The sequence below is a fragment of the Flavobacteriales bacterium genome, from assembly GCA_016699575.1.
GTDB lineage: Bacteria > Bacteroidota > Bacteroidia > Flavobacteriales_F > PHOS-HE28 > PHOS-HE28.
Genome location: CP064979.1, coordinates 3912288 through 3930035 on the forward strand (window position 1 = coordinate 3912288; position 17748 = coordinate 3930035).

Here is a 17748-nt window from a genome sequence, read left to right on the forward strand (position 1 = left end):
CCTACGCTCAACAAGAAAAGGAGCATGGTAGCCTGCGGCACTTCTCGTAATCAGGGTCCCTATACCATCGCAGGGTGCCCGCCAAAACCTGCGCATGGCCGCGATCACAGATACTCCGTCACGAAAGCGCGCGCGTTCAGGATGCGGGTGCGGCCGTGCTTTTTCAGCACAAGGAGGTCATCATCACCAGTAAGCAGCACATCGGCCTTTGCAGCCTTCGCCAGTGCCAGTAGGTAATCGTCGTCCGGGTCGCGGCAGACCTTCTCGACCACTAGAAGGCGATCAACCACTCTTCCTTCGCTGCGGAGCTGCACGATGAACGCTTCGACTGCAGCTTCTGGGAAGTACTTCCTGAATTTGGTGCGCCGGGCAACTTCCTCGAACTCGCCCAGCAATTCCTCGTGCAAGACCACTCGGAAGCGCTCGTCGCTGAACACGCTCAGGAGCCTGCTGACACGCTTTCCGATCAGCAAGCTGATCATCAAATTGGGGTCAACGACGACCTGAAGCCGCTTCACCGCGCCGACGGGCTTGACGTTTCGCTCTCACGGCCTTCACTTCCCGATCGATCGCACGCTGCGTAACCTGGTTCGGCTTGAACGCAGCGAAGATGGCCTCCCATTTCGCCTTCACTCCAGCCTGCTGCAGTTCCTCCATCAATGCCAGACGGCGCTTCGCCGGCAAGTCAAGGATGTACTCCTTGACCTGGTCGTCGGATAGTTGGGCACTTCCGCCTTTGGTGAATGACATGGCTCAAAAATAATCGGATCGGATGTCCTTCTCATGCGGCACACGACCATGCGGCTCATTGAGGTGCCATGCGCCACTACCTTCGTTCCATGCGCCACGCCTACAGCACGCTCTCCGAGGCCGTCAACGACCTCCAGCGCCGCGGCTACACCGACGACCTTACGGTGGCCGGGCACTGTGTCGTCTGCAATGCGCGCGGCATCAACCTCGACCCCGCCGAATTCGAGATAGACGAGTTCCACCGCTTCGAAGGCAACTCCGACCCCGAAGACCAAAGCATCATCTACGCCATCAGCTCCAAGGACGACAAGGTGAAGGGCATCCTCGTGAGCGCTTATGGCCCGGATGCATCGAGCCTCACACAGGAGATGGTGCGCAAACTGGCCACGCACTGAACCGTATCGTCCGCGCCACCTTGGGTGCCATCATTCGGGGTGAAGGGTTGCTCCATCGTCCCGGTCACGGCACCGATTGTCACCTCCGGTAACGAAAGCCTGTCGTGCTCAGAGCGGTTCAGTGATCGCAACCAGGAGTTTGGCCCGGTCGTTCTTGAGCGCCTCGATCTTCCCGGTGCTCTCAACAACGAAGGCGAACAGTGTTTCCGTGGGGGTGCCGGCAATGACCGCGCGTTTCTGGCCGTGGTTCTGAATCAGTGCCTGAACGGTGCGGATGGGCCCCCAGGGGATGCCCCACCAACCTGCTAGTGCGGAAATAATGCTTGCCTTGTTCGCTCTGCGCTCCAAACAAGAGACACAGCCGATAACCGGTGTCCTTTCGAAGGTGGTCATGACGATGAAACTGATGGCCCGGCTCGCAAGGATGGCGTTGAGCGGTGCCGAGTTGTTGGCGCAGGTCGGGCAGGGCAGGGAGCGCAGGAGGTTGACCTGTTCGGTGATCTTGGCCTCATCCAATGGGCGCAGCATCAGGTCCATACCTTCAAATACGAACTCGTTCACGCCACGCGCGTTGAGCATGGATCGGATCACGATTTGGGCTTCAGGCCGCAGGTGATGTGCAGACTTTGTAGCCAGATGCACCAACTCCTCAGTGTTGTACTGGGAGTAGGTCTTCTCCAGCTCCTCCACGGTGGGTTCCATGGATCAATGATACCGATCGACGCGGATGCTGCGGCGAAAGGAACCGGTATTCGGGGTAGAAGCGTGCTTGAGCACCAAAACGGATCGGGGCCGAGCACTCACATGCCGGTAACGGGCCGCGCCTACTTCTTGACCGCCCTTCCGATCGCAATGAGGATGACAGCACCCACCGTGGCACAGATGATGGCGCCGATCCAATTGCTCGTCTCCAGCCCCAGCAGTCCGAAGACAAGGCTCCCGATGAAGCCGCCCACGATCCCCAGAATGATGTTCATCAGCAGCCCGAAGCCGCTGCCCTTCATGATCTGCCCCGCGAGCCAACCCGCAACGGCCCCGATGATGACGCTGACAAGAATGCCCATTGTAATGATCGCGGCTTGTGTGCTGCTCGCACGAAGCTAACGTTCTGCTTCGGTGATACAGGGTCCTCAGTGCGTTACCCGTTCCAAGCCGTGCGCAGCCATTTCGTAGTCCGGCGCCAGTGCCAGTGCCCTGCGGTAATCCACCGCTGCGCTGTCCTTGCGTAGCAGCCGCTCGTAGGCCACCCCCCGGTTGAAGTACGCCTGATGGTACGTCGGTAAGCGCTCAATGGCGCCGGTGAAACTCTTCACGGCCATCGCGGGCTCATCCAGATGTTCCAATTGGATGAACCCCGTGTTGTAGTATGCCAAGGCATTGTTCTGGTCGGCCTCCATCATCTGCGCGTAGCAAGCGAGGGCCAGGCTGTCCATGCCGTTCTCCTGCGCGAACATGGCCTTGTTGTACTGCGCCTCCGTGCTGTTCGGTCGTATGGCCAAGGCCGAATTGTAGAAGTCCAGTGCCAAGGTCTCACCCCGGTTCGCGTGCATCAAGCCCAATTGGATCAGCGCATCGTAGTGGTCCGGGTCCATTTCCACTGCCGTGTGGAAACTGCTGATGGCCTTCGATGTATCGCCGGTCTCCTTGTGCACCCAGCCTTTCAGGAAGTAACCCTTGGCCGAACGGGCGTCAATGCGCAGGGCGTTGTTGGTCAGGTCCATGCACTTCTGGTACTGGCGCAGGACCAATTGGATCTCGGCCAGTTTCAACATCGCCTCCGCGTTGTTCGGGTCAATGGCAAGTGCCTTCTCGTATTGGTAGTTGGCTTGGTCCACCTGCCGTGTGAACCACATAAGCTCTCCCAAGCGCAGTCGATAGGTCGCGTTGGCACTGTCCAGCTTCACGGCACGCACCAAGTCGTTCATCGCCGGCATCACGCTGTCGCGGCTCTGCAGCAGCGCCGCCCGTTCGGCGTAGAGCGCTGCATTGTTGGGCGCTTGCGTAATGCGGTCACCCACATCGGCCAGTCGGATGGCAAAGCTGTCCACCGGCGCAGCGGGTAGAACGTCGGTGGAAGTCTTGGTCGGACCAGTACAGCCCACTAGTGCCAAGGCCACGGTGCAGAACAGGAGAGTATCCTTCATGAGAGGGAAAAGACGAAGCCCCGGACCCTTTACAACCGGGGCTTCGAAAGTAGAAGGCTCAACACGTTGAACCACCAAGACCGAGCGCCAAGAGCGACGAGCAATGAACCTGTCAGGAACCCTGCTCGAACATTTGCTCCGTGCCTCTGTGCCTCTGTGGTGAGATCAGGCTTCCACCTTTACCTCAGCGGTCTTCACCGCTTCCTTGATCTTCCCTTCCAGTTCTTCGCACAATTCCACGTTGTCCTCCAAGAGCTGGCGCACGGCGTCGCGGCCCTGGCCCAGCTTGTTGTCCTGGTAGGCGAACCAGCTGCCGCTCTTCTTGATGATGTTCATCTCCACGCCCATGTCGATGATCTCCCCGGTCTTGCTGATGCCCTTGCCGAAGAGGATGTCGAACTCCGTTTTGCGGAACGGCGGCGCCACCTTGTTCTTCACGATCTTCACCTTGGTGCGGTTGCCGATGGCGTTCTCACCGTCCTTGATCTGCGTCATGCGGCGGATGTCGATGCGGATGCTGGCGTAGAACTTCAACGCGTTACCGCCGGTGGTGGTCTCGGGGTTGCCGAACATCACGCCGATCTTCTCCCGCAGCTGGTTGATGAAGATGCAGCAGCAGCCCGTCTTGCTGATGGTGCCCGTGAGCTTGCGCAGTGCCTTGCTCATCAAGCGCGCCTGCATGCCCACGGCGCTGTCTCCCATCTCTCCTTCGATCTCCGCGCGCGGCGTCAGAGCAGCAACGCTGTCGATCACCAACAGGTCGATCGCGCCGGAGCGGATCAGGTTGTCAGCGATCTCCAGCGCTTGTTCGCCGTTGTCCGGCTGGCTGATCAGCAGGTTCTCCGTGTCAACACCGAGGCTCTCGGCATAGAACCGGTCGAACGCATGTTCCGCATCAACGATGGCCGCAATGCCACCTTTCTTCTGCACCTCGGCGATGGCGTGGATGGCCAGCGTGGTCTTACCGCTGCTCTCCGGTCCGAAGATCTCCACGATCCGGCCCTTGGGGTAGCCGCCAACACCCAATGCAAGGTCAACCCCGATGCTTCCGCTCGGGATCACTTCCACTTGCTCAACGGCATTGTCGCCCAGTTTCATGATGGCGCCTTTGCCGAAGGTCTTCTCCATCTTGTCCATCGTGAGCTGAAGCGCCTTCAGCTTGTCCTTGTTGATCTCAGCAGCCATGGTATCGTGAGGGTTTTGTGTAGTGTTCAGAAGGGTCTTGACGGATATTCTGTCAGATTCCTGCCGGACAATTAAGCAATGAGTTCTGATCCTGCCAAGCGAAGGGGCCGAAAAAGATCTGAACAGGGGCCCGGGCATCGTCCATCTTCGCACACCCGACCCATCGGGATGCAAGCACATGCGCGTGGTGGTGGAAGTCTGTGTGGCCTCTGTCGATGAGGCGGTGGTGGCCGACAACCTCGGCGTGGACACCATAGAGGTGTGCCAGTGGCTGGCCTGCGGCGGGGTTACGCCCAGCTTCGGGCTGCTCAACGTGTTGCAGGAACGCGTGCGCGCGCGCAAGCGCGTGCTCGTGCGCCCGACCCCCGGCGGTTTCCGATACACCCAGGATGAACGACAGGTGCTCCTGCGCGATGCACTGATGACCGGCGTCGGCGATGATCACTGCGGCATTGTCACAGGTGCACTGGATGCCGACGGCATGCCTGACGCCGAACTGGTGCGCGGTGTGCTCATGGGTGCCAATGGCCGCGAAGTCACCTTCCACCGGGCCATCGAGTTCTCACCCGACATCGACGAGGCATTCGTCCGCTGCATCGACCTTGGCGTGCAGCGCGTGCTCACATCGGGCGGTGGTACTGCGGCCATGGACAGCCTCGATGTCCTGCACGCCATGGTGCGCCATGCCAACGGCGCGCTCATCGTAGCGGCGGCTGGCGGCATCAACCCCGGCAACGTGGTGGAAGTGGTGGAGCGCACCGGCGTGCCTGAAGTCCATTTCTCGGCCTTCCGCAGCAGCATGGTGGTGGAGCGCGGCCATGCCCTGGGCATCGGCGGTAGTGCGGCCAACTTCAGCACCGAGCCCGATGTTGCGAAGATCGAAGGGGTATTGAACGCCTTGGTGAAAGCGGGGTTGAGATGAGGGAGAAGAGCTTTTGGCTTTTGGCCGTTGGCTTTTGGCTGCTGGCGGGCGGGGCCGCTGCGCAGGAAGTGTTCGTTCCGTTGCATGATGGCTGGTCGTTCCAGCAAGTGGGGAAGGAGCAGTGGTTTCCCACCGAAGTTCCCGGCACCGTGCACGACGACTTGCTCCGCAACGGACTGATCCCCGACCCCATGCGCAACGCCAACATCGACAGCGTGCAATGGGTGGAGAACGAAGACTGGGTTTACCGCCGTGCGTTCACACTGAGTGACACGCTTGCCGACAAGAAGAACATCGACCTCGTCTTCAAGGGCCTCGACACCTTCGCTGATGTCTACCTCAACGACTCGCTGCTCGGCAAAGCCGACAACATGTTCCGGCAGTGGGAGTGGCCAGTGAAGCAGTTGCTGCGGTCCGGTGCGAACGAACTCAAGGTCGTCTTCCGAAGCACCATCAATGAGGGCGCAAAGCTCCGCGACGCTTATGGCATCCAACTACCGCATGACAACGACCCCAGCGGTGTGAGCCCCTACGTGCGCAAGGCCGCCTACCAGTTCGGTTGGGACTTCGCGCCGAGGCTGGTGGGTTGTGGGATATGGAGGGAGGTCGGATTGAGAGGATGGAACAAAGCGCTGCTGGATAACATGCTGGTCATGGGACCAGGCTCTAATGGGAAGTTGACCATCGTGCCCCATTACACACGGGTCAGTTCAATGCGGGGTGCGGAGTACTGGACCTGGGTAGATGGAAGATTGGTTGATCGCTCAACATTGAAACGAGCTTGGAAGCACTTGATAGAAACCAACATTCCTGAGGGGGCCGGGCTTCTAGCGACATTGGAGGTTCGAGTTGAGCTGCGAACCAACCGTGGTGTCGAATCGGTTTACACACGCCGCATTCCGCGATCTCGTCACTGGGAAAGATGGGGTACCGAAGACGCGCCTTTTGAGTTGACCGAATATAGAAGAGGGCGCTTCCTGAAGGGAGCCAATGTCATTCCGCCGCGTGCTTCCTCGGATTCGTCTTGGTTGGATATCGTCAGGGTAGCACAGGGAAGCCATTCCGACATGCTCCGCGTTTGGGCAGGGGGTGTGTATCCTCCTGATATCTTCTTTGATGCCTGCGATACCGCCGGCATACTTGTCTGGCAGGATTTCATGCTGGCCAATCTTGTGCCTGACAACGAGTTGATCTTGTTGAGCACTTATATCGAGGCGTTGGAGCAGTTGCGCAGGATTTCCCGTCACCCATCCGTGGCCCTCTTTTGTGGCAACAACGAACTTGACGTGGCCTGGGACAATTGGGGCTGGCAGGAACGGTATGCCCTTCACGGTGCGGATTCAGCCAAAGTCATTGGAGCAAACAGAAGACTCTGGCGGGAAGCACTTTCAGCATTGGTATCTGGGATGGCACAATCCTCCTACACCCCGTCCTCCCCCCTCAGCAACTGGGGCTCCGCCGAGGGCCTCAAGAGCGGCGACCTGCACTACTGGGGGGTGTGGCACGGCGACAGCGCCTTCTCCTCCTTCCGCAACAACGTGGGCCGCTTTGTGAGCGAGTACGGCTTCCAGAGCTACCCCGATAGCGTGACACTGGCGCATTACATCGGCCCGGAGCACCTGTACCTCGGCTCGCCCATGCTGGCCAAGCGCCAGAAGAGCTACAAGACCGACAAGCCCATCTGGACGGCCATCGAGCGCGAGATGGGAGAGAAGCCCACCACGCTCGGCCGCTTCATCGATTGCAGCCAGGTGATGCAGGCCGAGGCCTACCGCATTGCCATTTGGGCGCACCGCACCAACCAGCCGCACTGCATGGGCACCCTCTACTGGCAGCTGAACGACGTGTGGGCCGCACCCACTTGGAGCACCATCGACGTGGACGGTCGCTGGAAGGCGGCCCACTACGAGGTGAAACGCAGCTACGCCGATCGAGTCCTGGCCTTCGAGCCGACCGCAACCGGCGGAACGGCCTTGGAGCTTTGGAGTGACACCGAACTGAACGGCGATAGCGTGGTGCTGGAGCTTTGGACGGATGCGGGCCTATTGCTCGAACGACAGGTCCACCGCCTGGAAGGCTCGGGCAAGAAGCGATTGGTGGAATGGCCAAAGGATGGTTTTCCGCAGGGCGTCGTTGCGTTTGCTTTCGGCTGCGGTGCGGATGCCCGTTGCCACCGGGCCGAAGTGCTGAAGACCATGAACGCCCCGAAACCGGAGTTGACCCTGACCCCCGTGCCCGCTTCCCCTGGTGAGTGGGAGGCCAGTTGCCCGGTGCCCGTCCGCCTAGTGGAAGTGGTGACCGGTCGCGGTGAGCAGCCTTCCGACAACTGGTTCCCGCTCGTGCCGGGCCATCCCAAGCGGTTCAGGATGGAGCCTTTGGACGCTGTCCCGCAGCTTTCCACCTTCCTCCGTTGATAGGGGGACGATCAGTTGTCCGGGGAGCCGGGCACATGGTTACTTTCGGCCGCGACCGCACAAAACCGCTAACCCTACGCGCATGCTTGCTCGTTCACTACGCGTCACCACATTCTCCCTGGCCACCCTGCTCATCAGTGCATCCGCCTTTGCCCAAGGCGACGATTGCACGTTGGCGGTGCCTGTTACTCCTGGCACGTACACCGCAGACGGTCCCGCGACCGGATTCGGTGCCTCGAACATTTGTGCCGCAGGAGCCACGAATGGTGATTGGTACAGCTACACACCTAGCGGCAACGGAACCTGGACCGTGGGCTCTTGCTTGGGGGGAGCCGATACCCGCCTGAATGTTTACTCAGGGGCCTGCGGGGGCCTGCTTTGCATTGGAAATGCGGACGACACGTGCCCGATGACACAAGGTGGCGCCGGTTTCGCCAGCGAGGTGGCCGGACTTCCAGCCGTTGCCGGACAGACCTATTACATTGAATTCGATGATTACTGGACCACGTCGGGGTACGACTGGTACTTGAACTTTTTCTGTTCCGGGGCACCCCAAAGCACTTACGATGTTGTGCCCGACTGCGCCAACAACCAGTTCTTTATCGACGTCACGCTTACGAACTTGGGTACGGCCACATCGGTCGATATCACCAATACAGGTGGTGCACCAACGATCTCAGGCGTTGGTGCAGGCACGTACACCATTGGGCCCTTCGCCCTGAACACCAACGTGAGCTACAGCGTGGTCAATCTACAGGACCCCGGTTGTGATTCCTTCTCGCCGAGCATCACCAACTTCCCTTGTCCGATCGTGAGCTGCGGACCTGACAACTACACCCACTGTTACACGGACAACGAGAACTCGTACTTCGTTTACCAAAGCGCAACCACCTATCCGGTCGCGATCGTTATCAACGCCGGCCAGATGTCCACGTTCGGTGATCTATTGACCATCTACGACGGTGATGACGATCAAGCCCCGATCCTTTATCAAGGGTTCGGGGACGCTAATGGCAATTTGGCAGGTCTCATTTTCGTGAGCACCAATGCGCAGAACGTCCTTACGATAAGCATCACGAGCAATGGCTTCACCAGCTGCTTCAGTGGTGGCCTCACACCGATGGATTACACCGTTAGCTGCCTGGATTGCCTCAACCCCGGTGCCACCTTCACCGTGGTGCCGGATTGCCCGCACCGTGAGTACAGCATCCTGGTGAACGTGACAGGCACGGGCAACGCCACCGATGTGGACATCGTGAACAGCTTGAACACCGACACGCTGCAGAACGTGCCGATGGGTTCCTACACCATCGGGCCTTTCGGTAATGACACCATCGTGGAGATCAGTGTGCAGAACGGGTTGAACAGTCTCTGCCGGTTCAACAGTGGTGAACTCGTTCAAACCGATTCGGCTTGTGTCATCGTCACCTGCGGCATCAACCAGACCTATTGCTACACCAACAATGATGAAGCATGGTGGGTTTACCAAGCCTTGAACCCCGGCCCCATAACAGTGCAGTTCCTGCAAGGGGAAATGCTCGACGGTGACAAAGTGGTGGTGTACAACGGGTCCGATGACCTGAGCGCTCTGCTGTTCAATGGCAACAATGGTGGCGACATGACCGGGCTGGCCGTTAACTCCTTCAACCCCGGCAACAAGCTTGCTATCCGTGTATTGAGCGATGGTACAGGAAGCTGCGCGGGCGGACAGGTGGACGATGAACTGTTGTGGTACGTGAGCTGTGGCGCCGTGAACGTTGATGAGGAGCCCACGGAGAGCGACTTCGTGCTCTTCCCGAACCCCAACCAAGGCACGCTCAATATCGGCTTGAACCACCACTGGACGGGTGTGGTTACGGCCAATGTGTTGGACCTGAGCGGACGTGCCGTGCTGAGCCAGCAGTTGACCGTTCTGGGCAGTGGCAACATCACCACCTTCGATCTGACGGCTTTGAGCAACGGCCAATACGCCGTGCAACTAACTACGGATCGCTGGACCCGTACCAAGCAGATCCAGGTCTTGCGCTGATAGCGCCTGTCTTGAACGAAGAAGCGCGGCCTCAGGGCCGCGCTTCTTCGTTGTGGTCAGTGCGCCGGATGCGGTTGTGCCTTGTTGAGGAGGTATTCGGCAGGCCGGTAGAGCCGTTGCATGTCGCGCTCACGGTCCAACCAGAACTTCAGGTCAGGGCGGCCGCGCTTGATGAGCACGAGATGCGCGCCAACGTCGAAGACTTCCACCACCATCGGCCCGGTGTTCGACGGTTCTATGGTTATGGTATAGATCGGTGACAGGCCCGTCACATCCGATCTGTCGGCGTAGCGGCTGCTGCGCCCCTCACTGAGGGCCTTCATGAACTGATCGGTGCGGTTGGGGTCCGTGGCTTCACCGTTGATCGTCCAGGAGGCGCCGGTGCGGACCATTTCGTAGCCGGTACCATCGCCGAAGCGTAGTTGCACCTTGCGCCACTCCGCAGGTGTGCCGCCAATGAGGATGTGTTCACGCCACGATGCTGTAGGCAGGTCCAAGGCGTGCGTGATACTGCCCTCGATGACGTGGATGCGGTCTTCGCCGTCCACGTTCACGAACGTTTCGCCCGCTTCGCGCGCTTCCGTGTTCACAAGGCCGCAATTGACGGTGATGGGCTCGTCATCGCCGGAACGGAAGGTGATGGACGTTCTCGCGGAGTCCGTCAGTTCATACTTGGAGGCATGCTTGGCCATGCTTCCACCCATCCTCAAGGTCCTAAGGCGTTGGAATCCGCTCAGCGCCATGTCGAAGGATGCCTTGTCCACGGTGTACGTCCCAATGCTATCGGTCACGGTCCACATGCCACCATTACGCTGGAACTCCAACTCGGCACCTTTCAACCGCCTGGGCCGAATGGTCACACTGGTCAGTTCGGCGGTGTCCACCTCAACAACCACACTGCGCACGGTTCCCCGGCCTGCGCCACCACCGTACTTGCTGAACAGCCATAAACCGGCCAGAAGTGCGGCCGCAATGAGCAGTCCCTTCGTGCCGATCCTAGTGAACATGGCCGGGGTCCATCCTCCGTTTGCGTTGTGCTTTGCGCCAGGCAGCTCGCAACAGGCCGTAGAACAGGGCACAAACGATCGGAAGCAGAAGGTTCAACCACTTCAAGGTGTTGCGCTCTGCGTCCGTCACTGCGCGGAGCGGCCGGAAGTTGACCTGCTTGGTGCGCAGTTCGATTAGCCCGGTATCGTCCACCAGCCAGTCCACGGCGTTCACGAAGAGGTTCACGTTGTCCGGGTTCAATCGCTGCTGCTGGCCCTGAGCGCCGTTCACACCGAACCGGCCGTTGCTGAACACTACCATCCGGGCTGTTGTGGGGCCCGCTAGCGGCCCGCTCACTGCGGCACCCAACGTCAGGCCGCTCAATGGAAAGTCCTGCGGTGTCCATTGCCGCTGCGGGTCGACGAACTGCGGGGCTTCCCATGCCTGCGAGTGTTCGCTGGTGCTGAGGAGCGGAGTGAAGGTCACATCGGTGCGTTCGCTCTGCACCAACGGGCTGCAGAACTGCAGCGTAACGGCTTCCAATCCCGTGGTGATGGGAGATCCACCGAAAGCGCGCACCAAAGGGAACCACGGAAAGGCGATGGGCACCTGGAAGAGCATACTGCCGCGCTGCTGGCTCACCTGCACCTGGCCGCATTGCTCATCGCTGACGATCCGTGGTTGTACCGTTACCCCTTTGCCGGCCAGCCAAGGCACGAGGTTGCTCTTGCGAATGTCGAGCATGGGCGACGTGCCCAGGTCGCTCGCGACGTTGCTATAGGCAATGAGCACCGGTCGTCCGCGCGCCAGCATTTCGTCCAGCACGCGCAAGTGATGTTCCGGAAAGGAATCCACGGGATCAACGATCACGAGTGCCGCAAAACGATCGGGCATGGAGAGCGAATCGGGGAGGGGGATGGTGGCCACTTCGTAAAGCACGCTGAGGCTCTCATACACCTCGGGCATCTCGGCCAGACTTGGCTCACCGTGCCCTTGCACGTAGCCGATGGTCTTCTTGCGTTCGATGCTCACGCGTTTCACCGCCATGCCGAGCGTGTGCTCCATGCTGGTGCCTTGCACCACCTCGATGAGGTCGTCGCGCGTGCCCATTTTCACGTGGGCGCTCATGTAGGCGAGCATCTGCTCGAACTTGTCCTTCTGCGGCACGTTCATGGTGAGCGGCCGGATACCGGCATCGGCCGCCTCCTTCTTACGTTCTTCGTCTTTTCCGGGGTCAACGAACTCGAAGACGAGGTTGCCGTCCGATGCATCGTGGAACTCGGTGAGGAGGTCGCGGAACTCTTCGCGCACGGCAGCAGGTTCGGCGGGCAGTTCCTCGCTGAAATAGGCAGTTACCGTAACAGGCTCGGGCAGGGAGGCCAGCAGGTTGCGTGTGGCGGAGCTCAGCGTATAGCGGCCGTCGTCGGTGAGGTCCGCTCGCAGCTTGAAGCGGTCGCCAAGGATGTTGACCAGCACTACGGCCGTGCACAGGACCAAGGTGTAGAGAAGGACCTTGCCCCGGCTCCGAACCGCACTGCGCTTGGCCAGGTTGGCTTCGGCCAGCACGAGCGCGACCGCGGCTATGCTCACGAAGTAGAGCACATCGCGGCTGTCCAGCACACCGCGGCTCAAGCTGGCGAAGTGCGCATCCACGCTCAAGCGATGCAGCACCAAGGCCGCCATGCCGCTTTCACCTTCCACCACGAAACCGAATAGGAAGTGGAAGAAGAAGATGGCGACCAGGGCGATCAGCGCGGCCACCACTTGGTTGTTGGTGAGGCTGCTGGCCCAGATGCCGATGCCGATGTAGGCCGCGCTCATCAGCAGCAGGGCAAGGTATCCGCAGGCAATGGCGCCGTGGTCGGCAGGACCGAGGTAAGCGATGCTGGCCCAGTAGGGCAGTGTGCAAACGAGGGCCAATGCGATCAGCCCCAGGCAGGCGAGGAACTTCCCGAACACGATCTGCCAATCGGTGAGGGCCTTGGTGAGCAGAAGGTCAAGAGTACCCGTGCGGCGTTCCTCGGCCACTGAGCGCATGGTGAGCAGCGGGATGAAGATGAAGAGCGCCCAATAGGCCGAGCCCCAGAAAGCGCCGAGCCCGGCGGTGCCTTGCATGAAGATGTTGCCGCTGGGCCACATCCAGGTGAGGAAACCGCAGAAGCCCAGGAAGAGCGCGAGCAGCACGTACGCGATGAGCGAATCGAAAAAGGCCGCCAGTTCTTTCCGTGCGATGATGAGGGTCTTGCGCATCATCGGGTCAGTTGAGCGTGAGGTTTCGGAAGACTTCCTCCAAGCGTGCTTCCATGGGGCTCAGTTCGGTGAGCAGCCATCCGCTGCGCGAGCAGAGCTGATAGACCTCGGCAGCTGTGTCCGCACTGCCGCTCTGGAGGATGAAAACGCCTTCGCCTATAGCCTCCACGTGTTCTACACCGGGCAATCCGGAGAGGATGGGGGAGACGTACGCGGGATCCGCCACAGGAATGCGGACGCGCAGGACATGCCGCCCCTCGGAACGCTGCCGCAGCGAGCGCGGGTCGCCGTCGGCAACGATGCGTCCTTTGTTGATGATGAGGATGCGGTCGCAGGTGGCCTCGACTTCCGGCAGGATGTGCGTGCTGAAGATGACGGTCTTGGCCTTGCCCACCTCTTTGATGAGTTCGCGGATCTCCACGATCTGGTTCGGGTCCAGGCCGGTGGTGGGTTCATCGAGGATGAGTACGGCCGGGTCGTGCACCATGGCTTGCGCAAGGCCCACGCGCTGGCGGTAGCCTTTGCTCAGTTCTTCCACGCGCTTGTGTCGTTCGGGCCCAAGTCCGCAGGCCTCCACCATGGCGCTCACACGCGCGATGCGTTGGTCCTTGGGCACGCCCTGCACCTTGGCGGTGAAGTGCAGCAGGTCGAGCACGGGCATCTCCACATAGAGCGGGTTGTTCTCCGGCAGGTAGCCGATGTGCTTGCGCACTTCCCCCGCGTTCTTCACCACGTCGCGACCGCCCACTTCAATGTTCCCTTGGTCGGCGGCCACGAGGCCGCAGATCATCTTCATGGTGGTGGTCTTGCCGGCGCCATTGGGGCCCAGGAAGCCGAGCACTTCGCCGGTGCGCACCGTGAACGAGATGTCGTCCACGGCTTTCTGCGCTCCGTAGCTGCGGCTCAGGTTGTTGATGCGGATGTCCATACGGCAAGGTGGACGGCGAATCTATCCGGTGGTGGCTTGGCGGGTGCTTGCGCAGCGTGTGAAGGAGTGTTGATCAGGACAGGCGCTCACCACCTCACCGCAAGTCCAAAGGTGAGCATGACAGCGCGCCAGTGGACCGTCAAGGAGGTGTCCTCGTTGATCGCGCCAGCGGCGCCTGACCTGGAGAGCACAGCGCGCCCGGTGGTGTGCCCGCGCAGGGCTACGAAACCGAGAATGCTCTTGTGGACTTGGCGCAGATACCGCACGCTACCGTTGGCAGACCAACTGTTCGCTTCCTGCGGCAGGCGCTCGTTCAAGCCGCGGAAGGCAAAGGCCGATGAGCCGAAGCCGGTTTCCACTTCAATGGCGTGCAGATCGGTTTGCCATGGACGGTAGGTGCCGTGCACATGCAACAGGGCAATGCGCGCCTGCGCCATGGTGTCCACGCTTTCGGCAAAGCCAAGGCGATCGTAGCGGATGCCCATGCCCCAGTTGGTGTTGAAGGCATAACCGAAGGCGAAGCTGAAATTGCCGCCGTAGGCGCCGGGCACATCGAAGGCACGTAATGGGCTGCGCAGTTCTCCCCAAGCGCCGCCGATGCCCACGGCCGTCACAAGATCCTTCTTGCCCACCAACTGCGCCGACGCTTGCCCGGCGCACAGTGCGGACAGCAGAACCAGGAGGGCGTAGCGGGACATGCGGCCAAAGATGACCAAGGCTCCGAGCCAAATCGCCCAAAGCGTTTCCCAGGCCTTGTTGCGTTCCACCTTTTCCTTGATGAAAAGGTGGAGCCAAAAATCAACCACGATCAAAGCCGCAGCCCGGCTCGCACGGGCCTTCAGCACAAGCGCCCCGAGCCGGGCGCGGCCGCGCTGATCGTGGACATCCCCCCGCGACTGCCTGCCGATACAAGCACGCGTGGGCAAACTGCGGCCACCCCGAACGACATTGCTTGGGGTGCGCGATACCTTCGGAACGGATCAGCGTTTCAATATCCGTGACCGCCTTCTTTCTCAGTGCAATGGGCCTGCTCGCGTTGGCGTACGTGGGCGTGTGCCTGTTCTATTGGGTGGCGCAGGAGCGCTTCATCTTCATCCGGTTCCGGTTGCCGCAGGATTTCCGGTTCAAGTTCCGCGCAGGGCATCCGCCACATGAGGAGCGGTGGTTGCGGCCGGGGCCGGACGTGGTGCTGCATGCGTTGTACTTCAAAGCGCCACAACCGAAAGGCGTGGTGCTCTACTTCCACGGCAACACGGGCAGCTTGCGGCGCTGGGGGCGCCGGGCGAACCGCTTCACGCAATTGGGCTACGATGTGCTGATGCCCGACCCGCGTGGCTACGGCAAGAGCCGTGGCCGACTGAGCGAACCGGCCCTGCACGCCGACGCACAGGCGTGGTATGATGAGTTGCGGAAGGACTGGTCGCAGGAGCGCACGGTGTTGTACGGCCGATCGCTCGGCGGCGGACTGGCAACGCCCTTGGCGGCGGCCAACAGGCCCAAAGCCCTCATTCTCGAAACGCCTTTCGCGAACCTGCGCGATGTGGCCTTGCATTACAGCGTGTTGCTGCCGTACCGTCTGTTGCTGCGCTATCCGTTCCGCAACGACAGGGCGGTGGAGGGCGTGCAATGCCCAGTGCTCATCATGCACGGCCGCCGCGACAATGTGGTGCCGTACACCAGCGCATTGAAGCTGTACGCCGCCGTGCCTGCCACGGTGCACCGCGAGATGGTGGCCTTCCCGCGTGGCCACCACAGCGATCTGGCACGTTTCCCGGACTATCAGGCGAAGTTGAGGGAGTGGTTGGGGAAGTGACTGCGGCCAGCAGCCATCGTGCCGCCCATCACTTCATCTGATTTCCGTCCTCGATATGCCTGGATGTTGAAAGAAGTGGATCACAGCTGGACATGTATGTGGTCTGCGTGGCTGACAGCATGACAACCATGGAACCTGATCTTGCTGTTGTACAATCCCCATCGCGTTGCCAGGAACGGCTCTACGAAGACCTTATTGATCCGTGGGTCCGAAACGAACCGTTCCACCAGTTCTTTCGTGCGAGCTTCGTCGAGTCTGAGATCTCTGTTCTTGGGAAGTAACCCTAGCCTGCTGTACCACCAAGAGCCTCTGGCTGCGCACTCCGCATGCGTGTCGCGTTCACCACGGAACCGATCGGCAAAGGAGCCATATCCGATCAATGTTGGCGTGGACCAGAACTCCGTGGTGCCATCGGATCTCCGATAGCGGAAGGCGATATCGACCTTGTCTCCATCGTTGTGGCTGAGGTGAGGCAGGAGAGGGAATCCATCCCAAAAAGGGAAACACGCATCAAGATAGAGGATCGTGCTTCCCGGGTAGGAGCTCAGGGTGCCACGCTCCACGTCCCGCAATACCGAATACAGTTCTGTGGAGACGTAATGCCGGTTCAAAACAACAGTCCAGATCGTCCTCGGCATCAGTCCTTTTTCGGCGCCCATGGGTAGGGGACGCCGACCGAATGCTGGTGCCAGAAGCGGAACGATCAAACCGGTTGCGAGTCCGTAGGAAATGAGGAACAGGATTATGCCTGCGGTACGCGGGTGGTTGAGCTTGTGCTTTCGATCGATCCAAGTTTGGAGCAACAGCGATGCTACGAGGACAAGTCCACCTATCTGGGTAAGGGTCGTCAGGACACAGAACCCGAACAGGCGCCAAAACCACTTCAGGGCTAAACCGAATGCCCTCACGGTCCTCACTTCATCTGGCTCCCGTCACGTGCGCACAGCACTGGAATGCCTGCATCGTTGAAGAGCAGGCGCTCCTTCTCGGCGTCGGCGATATGGTGCATATCGGGGGAGGCATCGGCGATGACGGCGATGAGACCGGCGTTGACCTTCTTGGCGTAGCCGATGATGTGCTGGGCATAGCCGATGGAGAAGGTCTCGGGCGGCAGGTTGGCTTCCACGTGCACGATGCCTTCGGCCTGGAGGCGGTAGAGCATGTCGCGCTTGTTGAGGAGGAGCTGCTCGCTGGGCTGGTCCATGGGGCGCATGGCTTGGAAGACGTGCACCTCGGCGCCGAAGGCTTTGGCGGTGGCGCACACGGCATCGAGGAGGTGCTTCACGTCCTTGTGTCCGGCCACGGGCATCACGATGCGCGACATGGGGTTGGGCGAGGACTTCTCCTGCACCACGATGCTGGGCACGTGCACCTTGCGCACCAGCTTGAGCACATCGGCGCCGAGCAGTTGCTGCTTAAGGTTGCGCAGGCCGTGGGTGCCGAGCACCATCATTTGGTGGTGGCCCTCGGCGATGGCGCCCGGGATGGCGTGGAAGATGTCGCCCTCGTGCACCAGCGCTTCGCACTCGATGCCCTTGGTGCGCACCATGGCGGCGATCTGGCCGAGGTCGGTCATGCTGCTGCCGTGTTCATCGGCATGGCGCACCACGTGCAGCAGGTCCACGTGCGCACCGGTGCGCTGCGCCATGGCGGTTGCGGTGTCGATGGCGTGGTCGCCAGCGCTGCTGAGATCGGTGGGGCAGAGGATGCGTTGCATGCGGTGCGTGGTTCGGTGCGAAAAGTAGCCGGGGGCGCGAGTACCAAGCGGGTTAAAATTCTAACCGCAACGGCGCGACGGGCGCCACGATGGGGCCGGGCTGGTAGCGGGGCCGACCCTTGATCTGGCGGGTCGTTGCGCCGTTGCGGGGTCTGTTAGATTAAGTGTGTCACGATCTTGATCACTGATGTTGTTGATGTAGTTGGGTTTTCAA

At 60.5% G+C, this 17748-nt stretch carries 16 protein-coding genes; 5 read left to right on the top strand and 11 right to left on the bottom strand.

The window, feature by feature from the left end; all coding sequences use genetic code 11:
- Positions 1-104 precede the first annotated feature (104 nt).
- The gene (locus tag IPJ76_16335; GenBank protein ID QQR86148.1) at positions 105-482 is read right to left on the bottom strand and encodes a putative toxin-antitoxin system toxin component, PIN family; all 378 of its coding nucleotides are present in this window, start codon (positions 480-482) and stop codon (positions 105-107) included.
- 10 nt (positions 483-492) lie between these two features.
- Positions 493-750 carry a hypothetical protein gene (locus IPJ76_16340; protein ID QQR86149.1) on the bottom strand — a complete coding sequence of 86 codons (258 nt, stop codon included), beginning with the start codon at positions 748-750 and terminating at the stop codon, positions 493-495.
- An 89-nt stretch (positions 751-839) separates the two neighbouring features.
- On the opposite strand from IPJ76_16340, the gene IPJ76_16345 reads away from it, so the two are divergent.
- On the top strand, positions 840-1145 hold the full coding sequence (locus IPJ76_16345) for a phosphoribosylpyrophosphate synthetase (GenBank protein ID QQR86150.1): 306 nt from the start codon (positions 840-842) through the stop codon (positions 1143-1145).
- A gap of 108 nt (positions 1146-1253) precedes the next feature.
- Here IPJ76_16345 and IPJ76_16350 read toward each other — a convergent pair whose 3' ends face one another.
- From IPJ76_16350 to recA, 4 genes are all read right to left on the bottom strand, one after another.
- Complete coding sequence (locus IPJ76_16350) at positions 1254-1835, bottom strand: hypothetical protein (protein ID QQR86151.1); 582 nt, start codon at positions 1833-1835, stop codon at positions 1254-1256.
- A gap of 134 nt (positions 1836-1969) precedes the next feature.
- Entirely contained in the window at positions 1970-2209 is a 240-nt protein-coding gene (locus tag IPJ76_16355; protein ID QQR86152.1) for a GlsB/YeaQ/YmgE family stress response membrane protein, read from the bottom strand.
- Positions 2210-2275: 66 nt separating this feature from the next.
- A complete protein-coding gene (locus IPJ76_16360) occupies positions 2276-3289 on the bottom strand; it encodes a tetratricopeptide repeat protein (protein ID QQR86153.1) in 1014 nt (337 codons plus the stop codon).
- 165 nt (positions 3290-3454) lie between these two features.
- A complete protein-coding gene (gene recA / locus IPJ76_16365; protein QQR86154.1) occupies positions 3455-4474 on the bottom strand; it encodes a recombinase RecA in 1020 nt (339 codons plus the stop codon).
- A gap of 178 nt (positions 4475-4652) precedes the next feature.
- On the opposite strand from recA, the gene IPJ76_16370 reads away from it, so the two are divergent.
- The 3 genes from IPJ76_16370 (at position 4653) to IPJ76_16380 (ending at position 9839) form a co-directional block, all read left to right on the top strand.
- Positions 4653-5396, top strand: a complete 744-nt coding sequence (locus tag IPJ76_16370) for a copper homeostasis protein CutC (GenBank protein QQR86155.1) — start codon at positions 4653-4655, stop codon at positions 5394-5396.
- A complete protein-coding gene (locus tag IPJ76_16375) occupies positions 5393-7810 on the top strand; it encodes a hypothetical protein (protein QQR86156.1) in 2418 nt (805 codons plus the stop codon). The genes IPJ76_16370 and IPJ76_16375 overlap by 4 nt, the downstream gene beginning before the upstream one ends.
- Positions 7811-7892: 82 nt before the next feature.
- Complete coding sequence (locus IPJ76_16380; GenBank protein ID QQR86157.1) at positions 7893-9839, top strand: T9SS type A sorting domain-containing protein; 1947 nt, start codon at positions 7893-7895, stop codon at positions 9837-9839.
- A 56-nt stretch (positions 9840-9895) separates the two neighbouring features.
- On the opposite strand, the gene IPJ76_16385 is transcribed toward IPJ76_16380, so the two are convergent.
- From IPJ76_16385 to IPJ76_16400, 4 genes are all read right to left on the bottom strand, one after another.
- Positions 9896-10846: a DUF4340 domain-containing protein gene (locus IPJ76_16385; protein QQR86158.1), complete on the bottom strand. Its 951-nt coding sequence runs from the start codon at positions 10844-10846 to the stop codon at positions 9896-9898.
- Positions 10836-13079 (bottom strand): Gldg family protein, encoded by a 2244-nt coding sequence (locus IPJ76_16390; GenBank protein ID QQR86159.1) that lies wholly within the window; start codon positions 13077-13079, stop codon positions 10836-10838. Before IPJ76_16390 ends, IPJ76_16385 begins: the two co-directional genes overlap by 11 nt.
- Before the next feature lie 4 nt (positions 13080-13083).
- Positions 13084-14004 carry an ATP-binding cassette domain-containing protein gene (locus IPJ76_16395; GenBank protein QQR86160.1) on the bottom strand — a complete coding sequence of 307 codons (921 nt, stop codon included), beginning with the start codon at positions 14002-14004 and terminating at the stop codon, positions 13084-13086.
- An 86-nt stretch (positions 14005-14090) separates the two neighbouring features.
- On the bottom strand, positions 14091-14702 hold the full coding sequence (locus IPJ76_16400) for a hypothetical protein (protein ID QQR86161.1): 612 nt from the start codon (positions 14700-14702) through the stop codon (positions 14091-14093).
- Positions 14703-15001: 299 nt separating this feature from the next.
- Here IPJ76_16400 and IPJ76_16405 point away from each other — a divergent pair, with 299 nt between their 5' ends.
- The gene (locus IPJ76_16405; GenBank protein QQR86162.1) at positions 15002-15817 is read left to right on the top strand and encodes an alpha/beta hydrolase; all 816 of its coding nucleotides are present in this window, start codon (positions 15002-15004) and stop codon (positions 15815-15817) included.
- Between the two features lie 913 nt (positions 15818-16730).
- On the opposite strand, the gene IPJ76_16410 is transcribed toward IPJ76_16405, so the two are convergent.
- The gene (locus IPJ76_16410; GenBank protein QQR86163.1) at positions 16731-17534 is read right to left on the bottom strand and encodes a universal stress protein; all 804 of its coding nucleotides are present in this window, start codon (positions 17532-17534) and stop codon (positions 16731-16733) included.
- Positions 17535-17748: the final 214 nt, after the last annotated feature.

Bases quoted from the DNA above. Each gene is read 5' to 3' on its own strand.
- IPJ76_16335 (QQR86148.1), bottom strand. From the start codon at position 482: ATGATCAGCTTGCTGATCGGAAAGCGTGTCAGCAGGCTCCTGAGCGTG.
- IPJ76_16340 (QQR86149.1), bottom strand. From the start codon at position 750: ATGTCATTCACCAAAGGCGGAAGTGCCCAACTATCCGACGACCAGGTC.
- IPJ76_16345 (QQR86150.1), top strand. From the start codon at position 840: ATGCGCCACGCCTACAGCACGCTCTCCGAGGCCGTCAACGACCTCCAG.
- IPJ76_16355 (QQR86152.1), bottom strand. From the start codon at position 2,209: ATGGGCATTCTTGTCAGCGTCATCATCGGGGCCGTTGCGGGTTGGCTC.
- IPJ76_16360 (QQR86153.1), bottom strand. From the start codon at position 3,289: ATGAAGGATACTCTCCTGTTCTGCACCGTGGCCTTGGCACTAGTGGGC.
- recA (QQR86154.1), bottom strand. From the start codon at position 4,474: ATGGCTGCTGAGATCAACAAGGACAAGCTGAAGGCGCTTCAGCTCACG.
- IPJ76_16370 (QQR86155.1), top strand. From the start codon at position 4,653: ATGCGCGTGGTGGTGGAAGTCTGTGTGGCCTCTGTCGATGAGGCGGTG.
- IPJ76_16375 (QQR86156.1), top strand. From the start codon at position 5,393: ATGAGGGAGAAGAGCTTTTGGCTTTTGGCCGTTGGCTTTTGGCTGCTG.
- IPJ76_16380 (QQR86157.1), top strand. From the start codon at position 7,893: ATGCTTGCTCGTTCACTACGCGTCACCACATTCTCCCTGGCCACCCTG.
- IPJ76_16385 (QQR86158.1), bottom strand. From the start codon at position 10,846: ATGTTCACTAGGATCGGCACGAAGGGACTGCTCATTGCGGCCGCACTT.
- IPJ76_16390 (QQR86159.1), bottom strand. From the start codon at position 13,079: ATGATGCGCAAGACCCTCATCATCGCACGGAAAGAACTGGCGGCCTTT.
- IPJ76_16395 (QQR86160.1), bottom strand. From the start codon at position 14,004: ATGGACATCCGCATCAACAACCTGAGCCGCAGCTACGGAGCGCAGAAA.
- IPJ76_16400 (QQR86161.1), bottom strand. From the start codon at position 14,702: ATGTCCCGCTACGCCCTCCTGGTTCTGCTGTCCGCACTGTGCGCCGGG.
- IPJ76_16410 (QQR86163.1), bottom strand. From the start codon at position 17,534: ATGCAACGCATCCTCTGCCCCACCGATCTCAGCAGCGCTGGCGACCAC.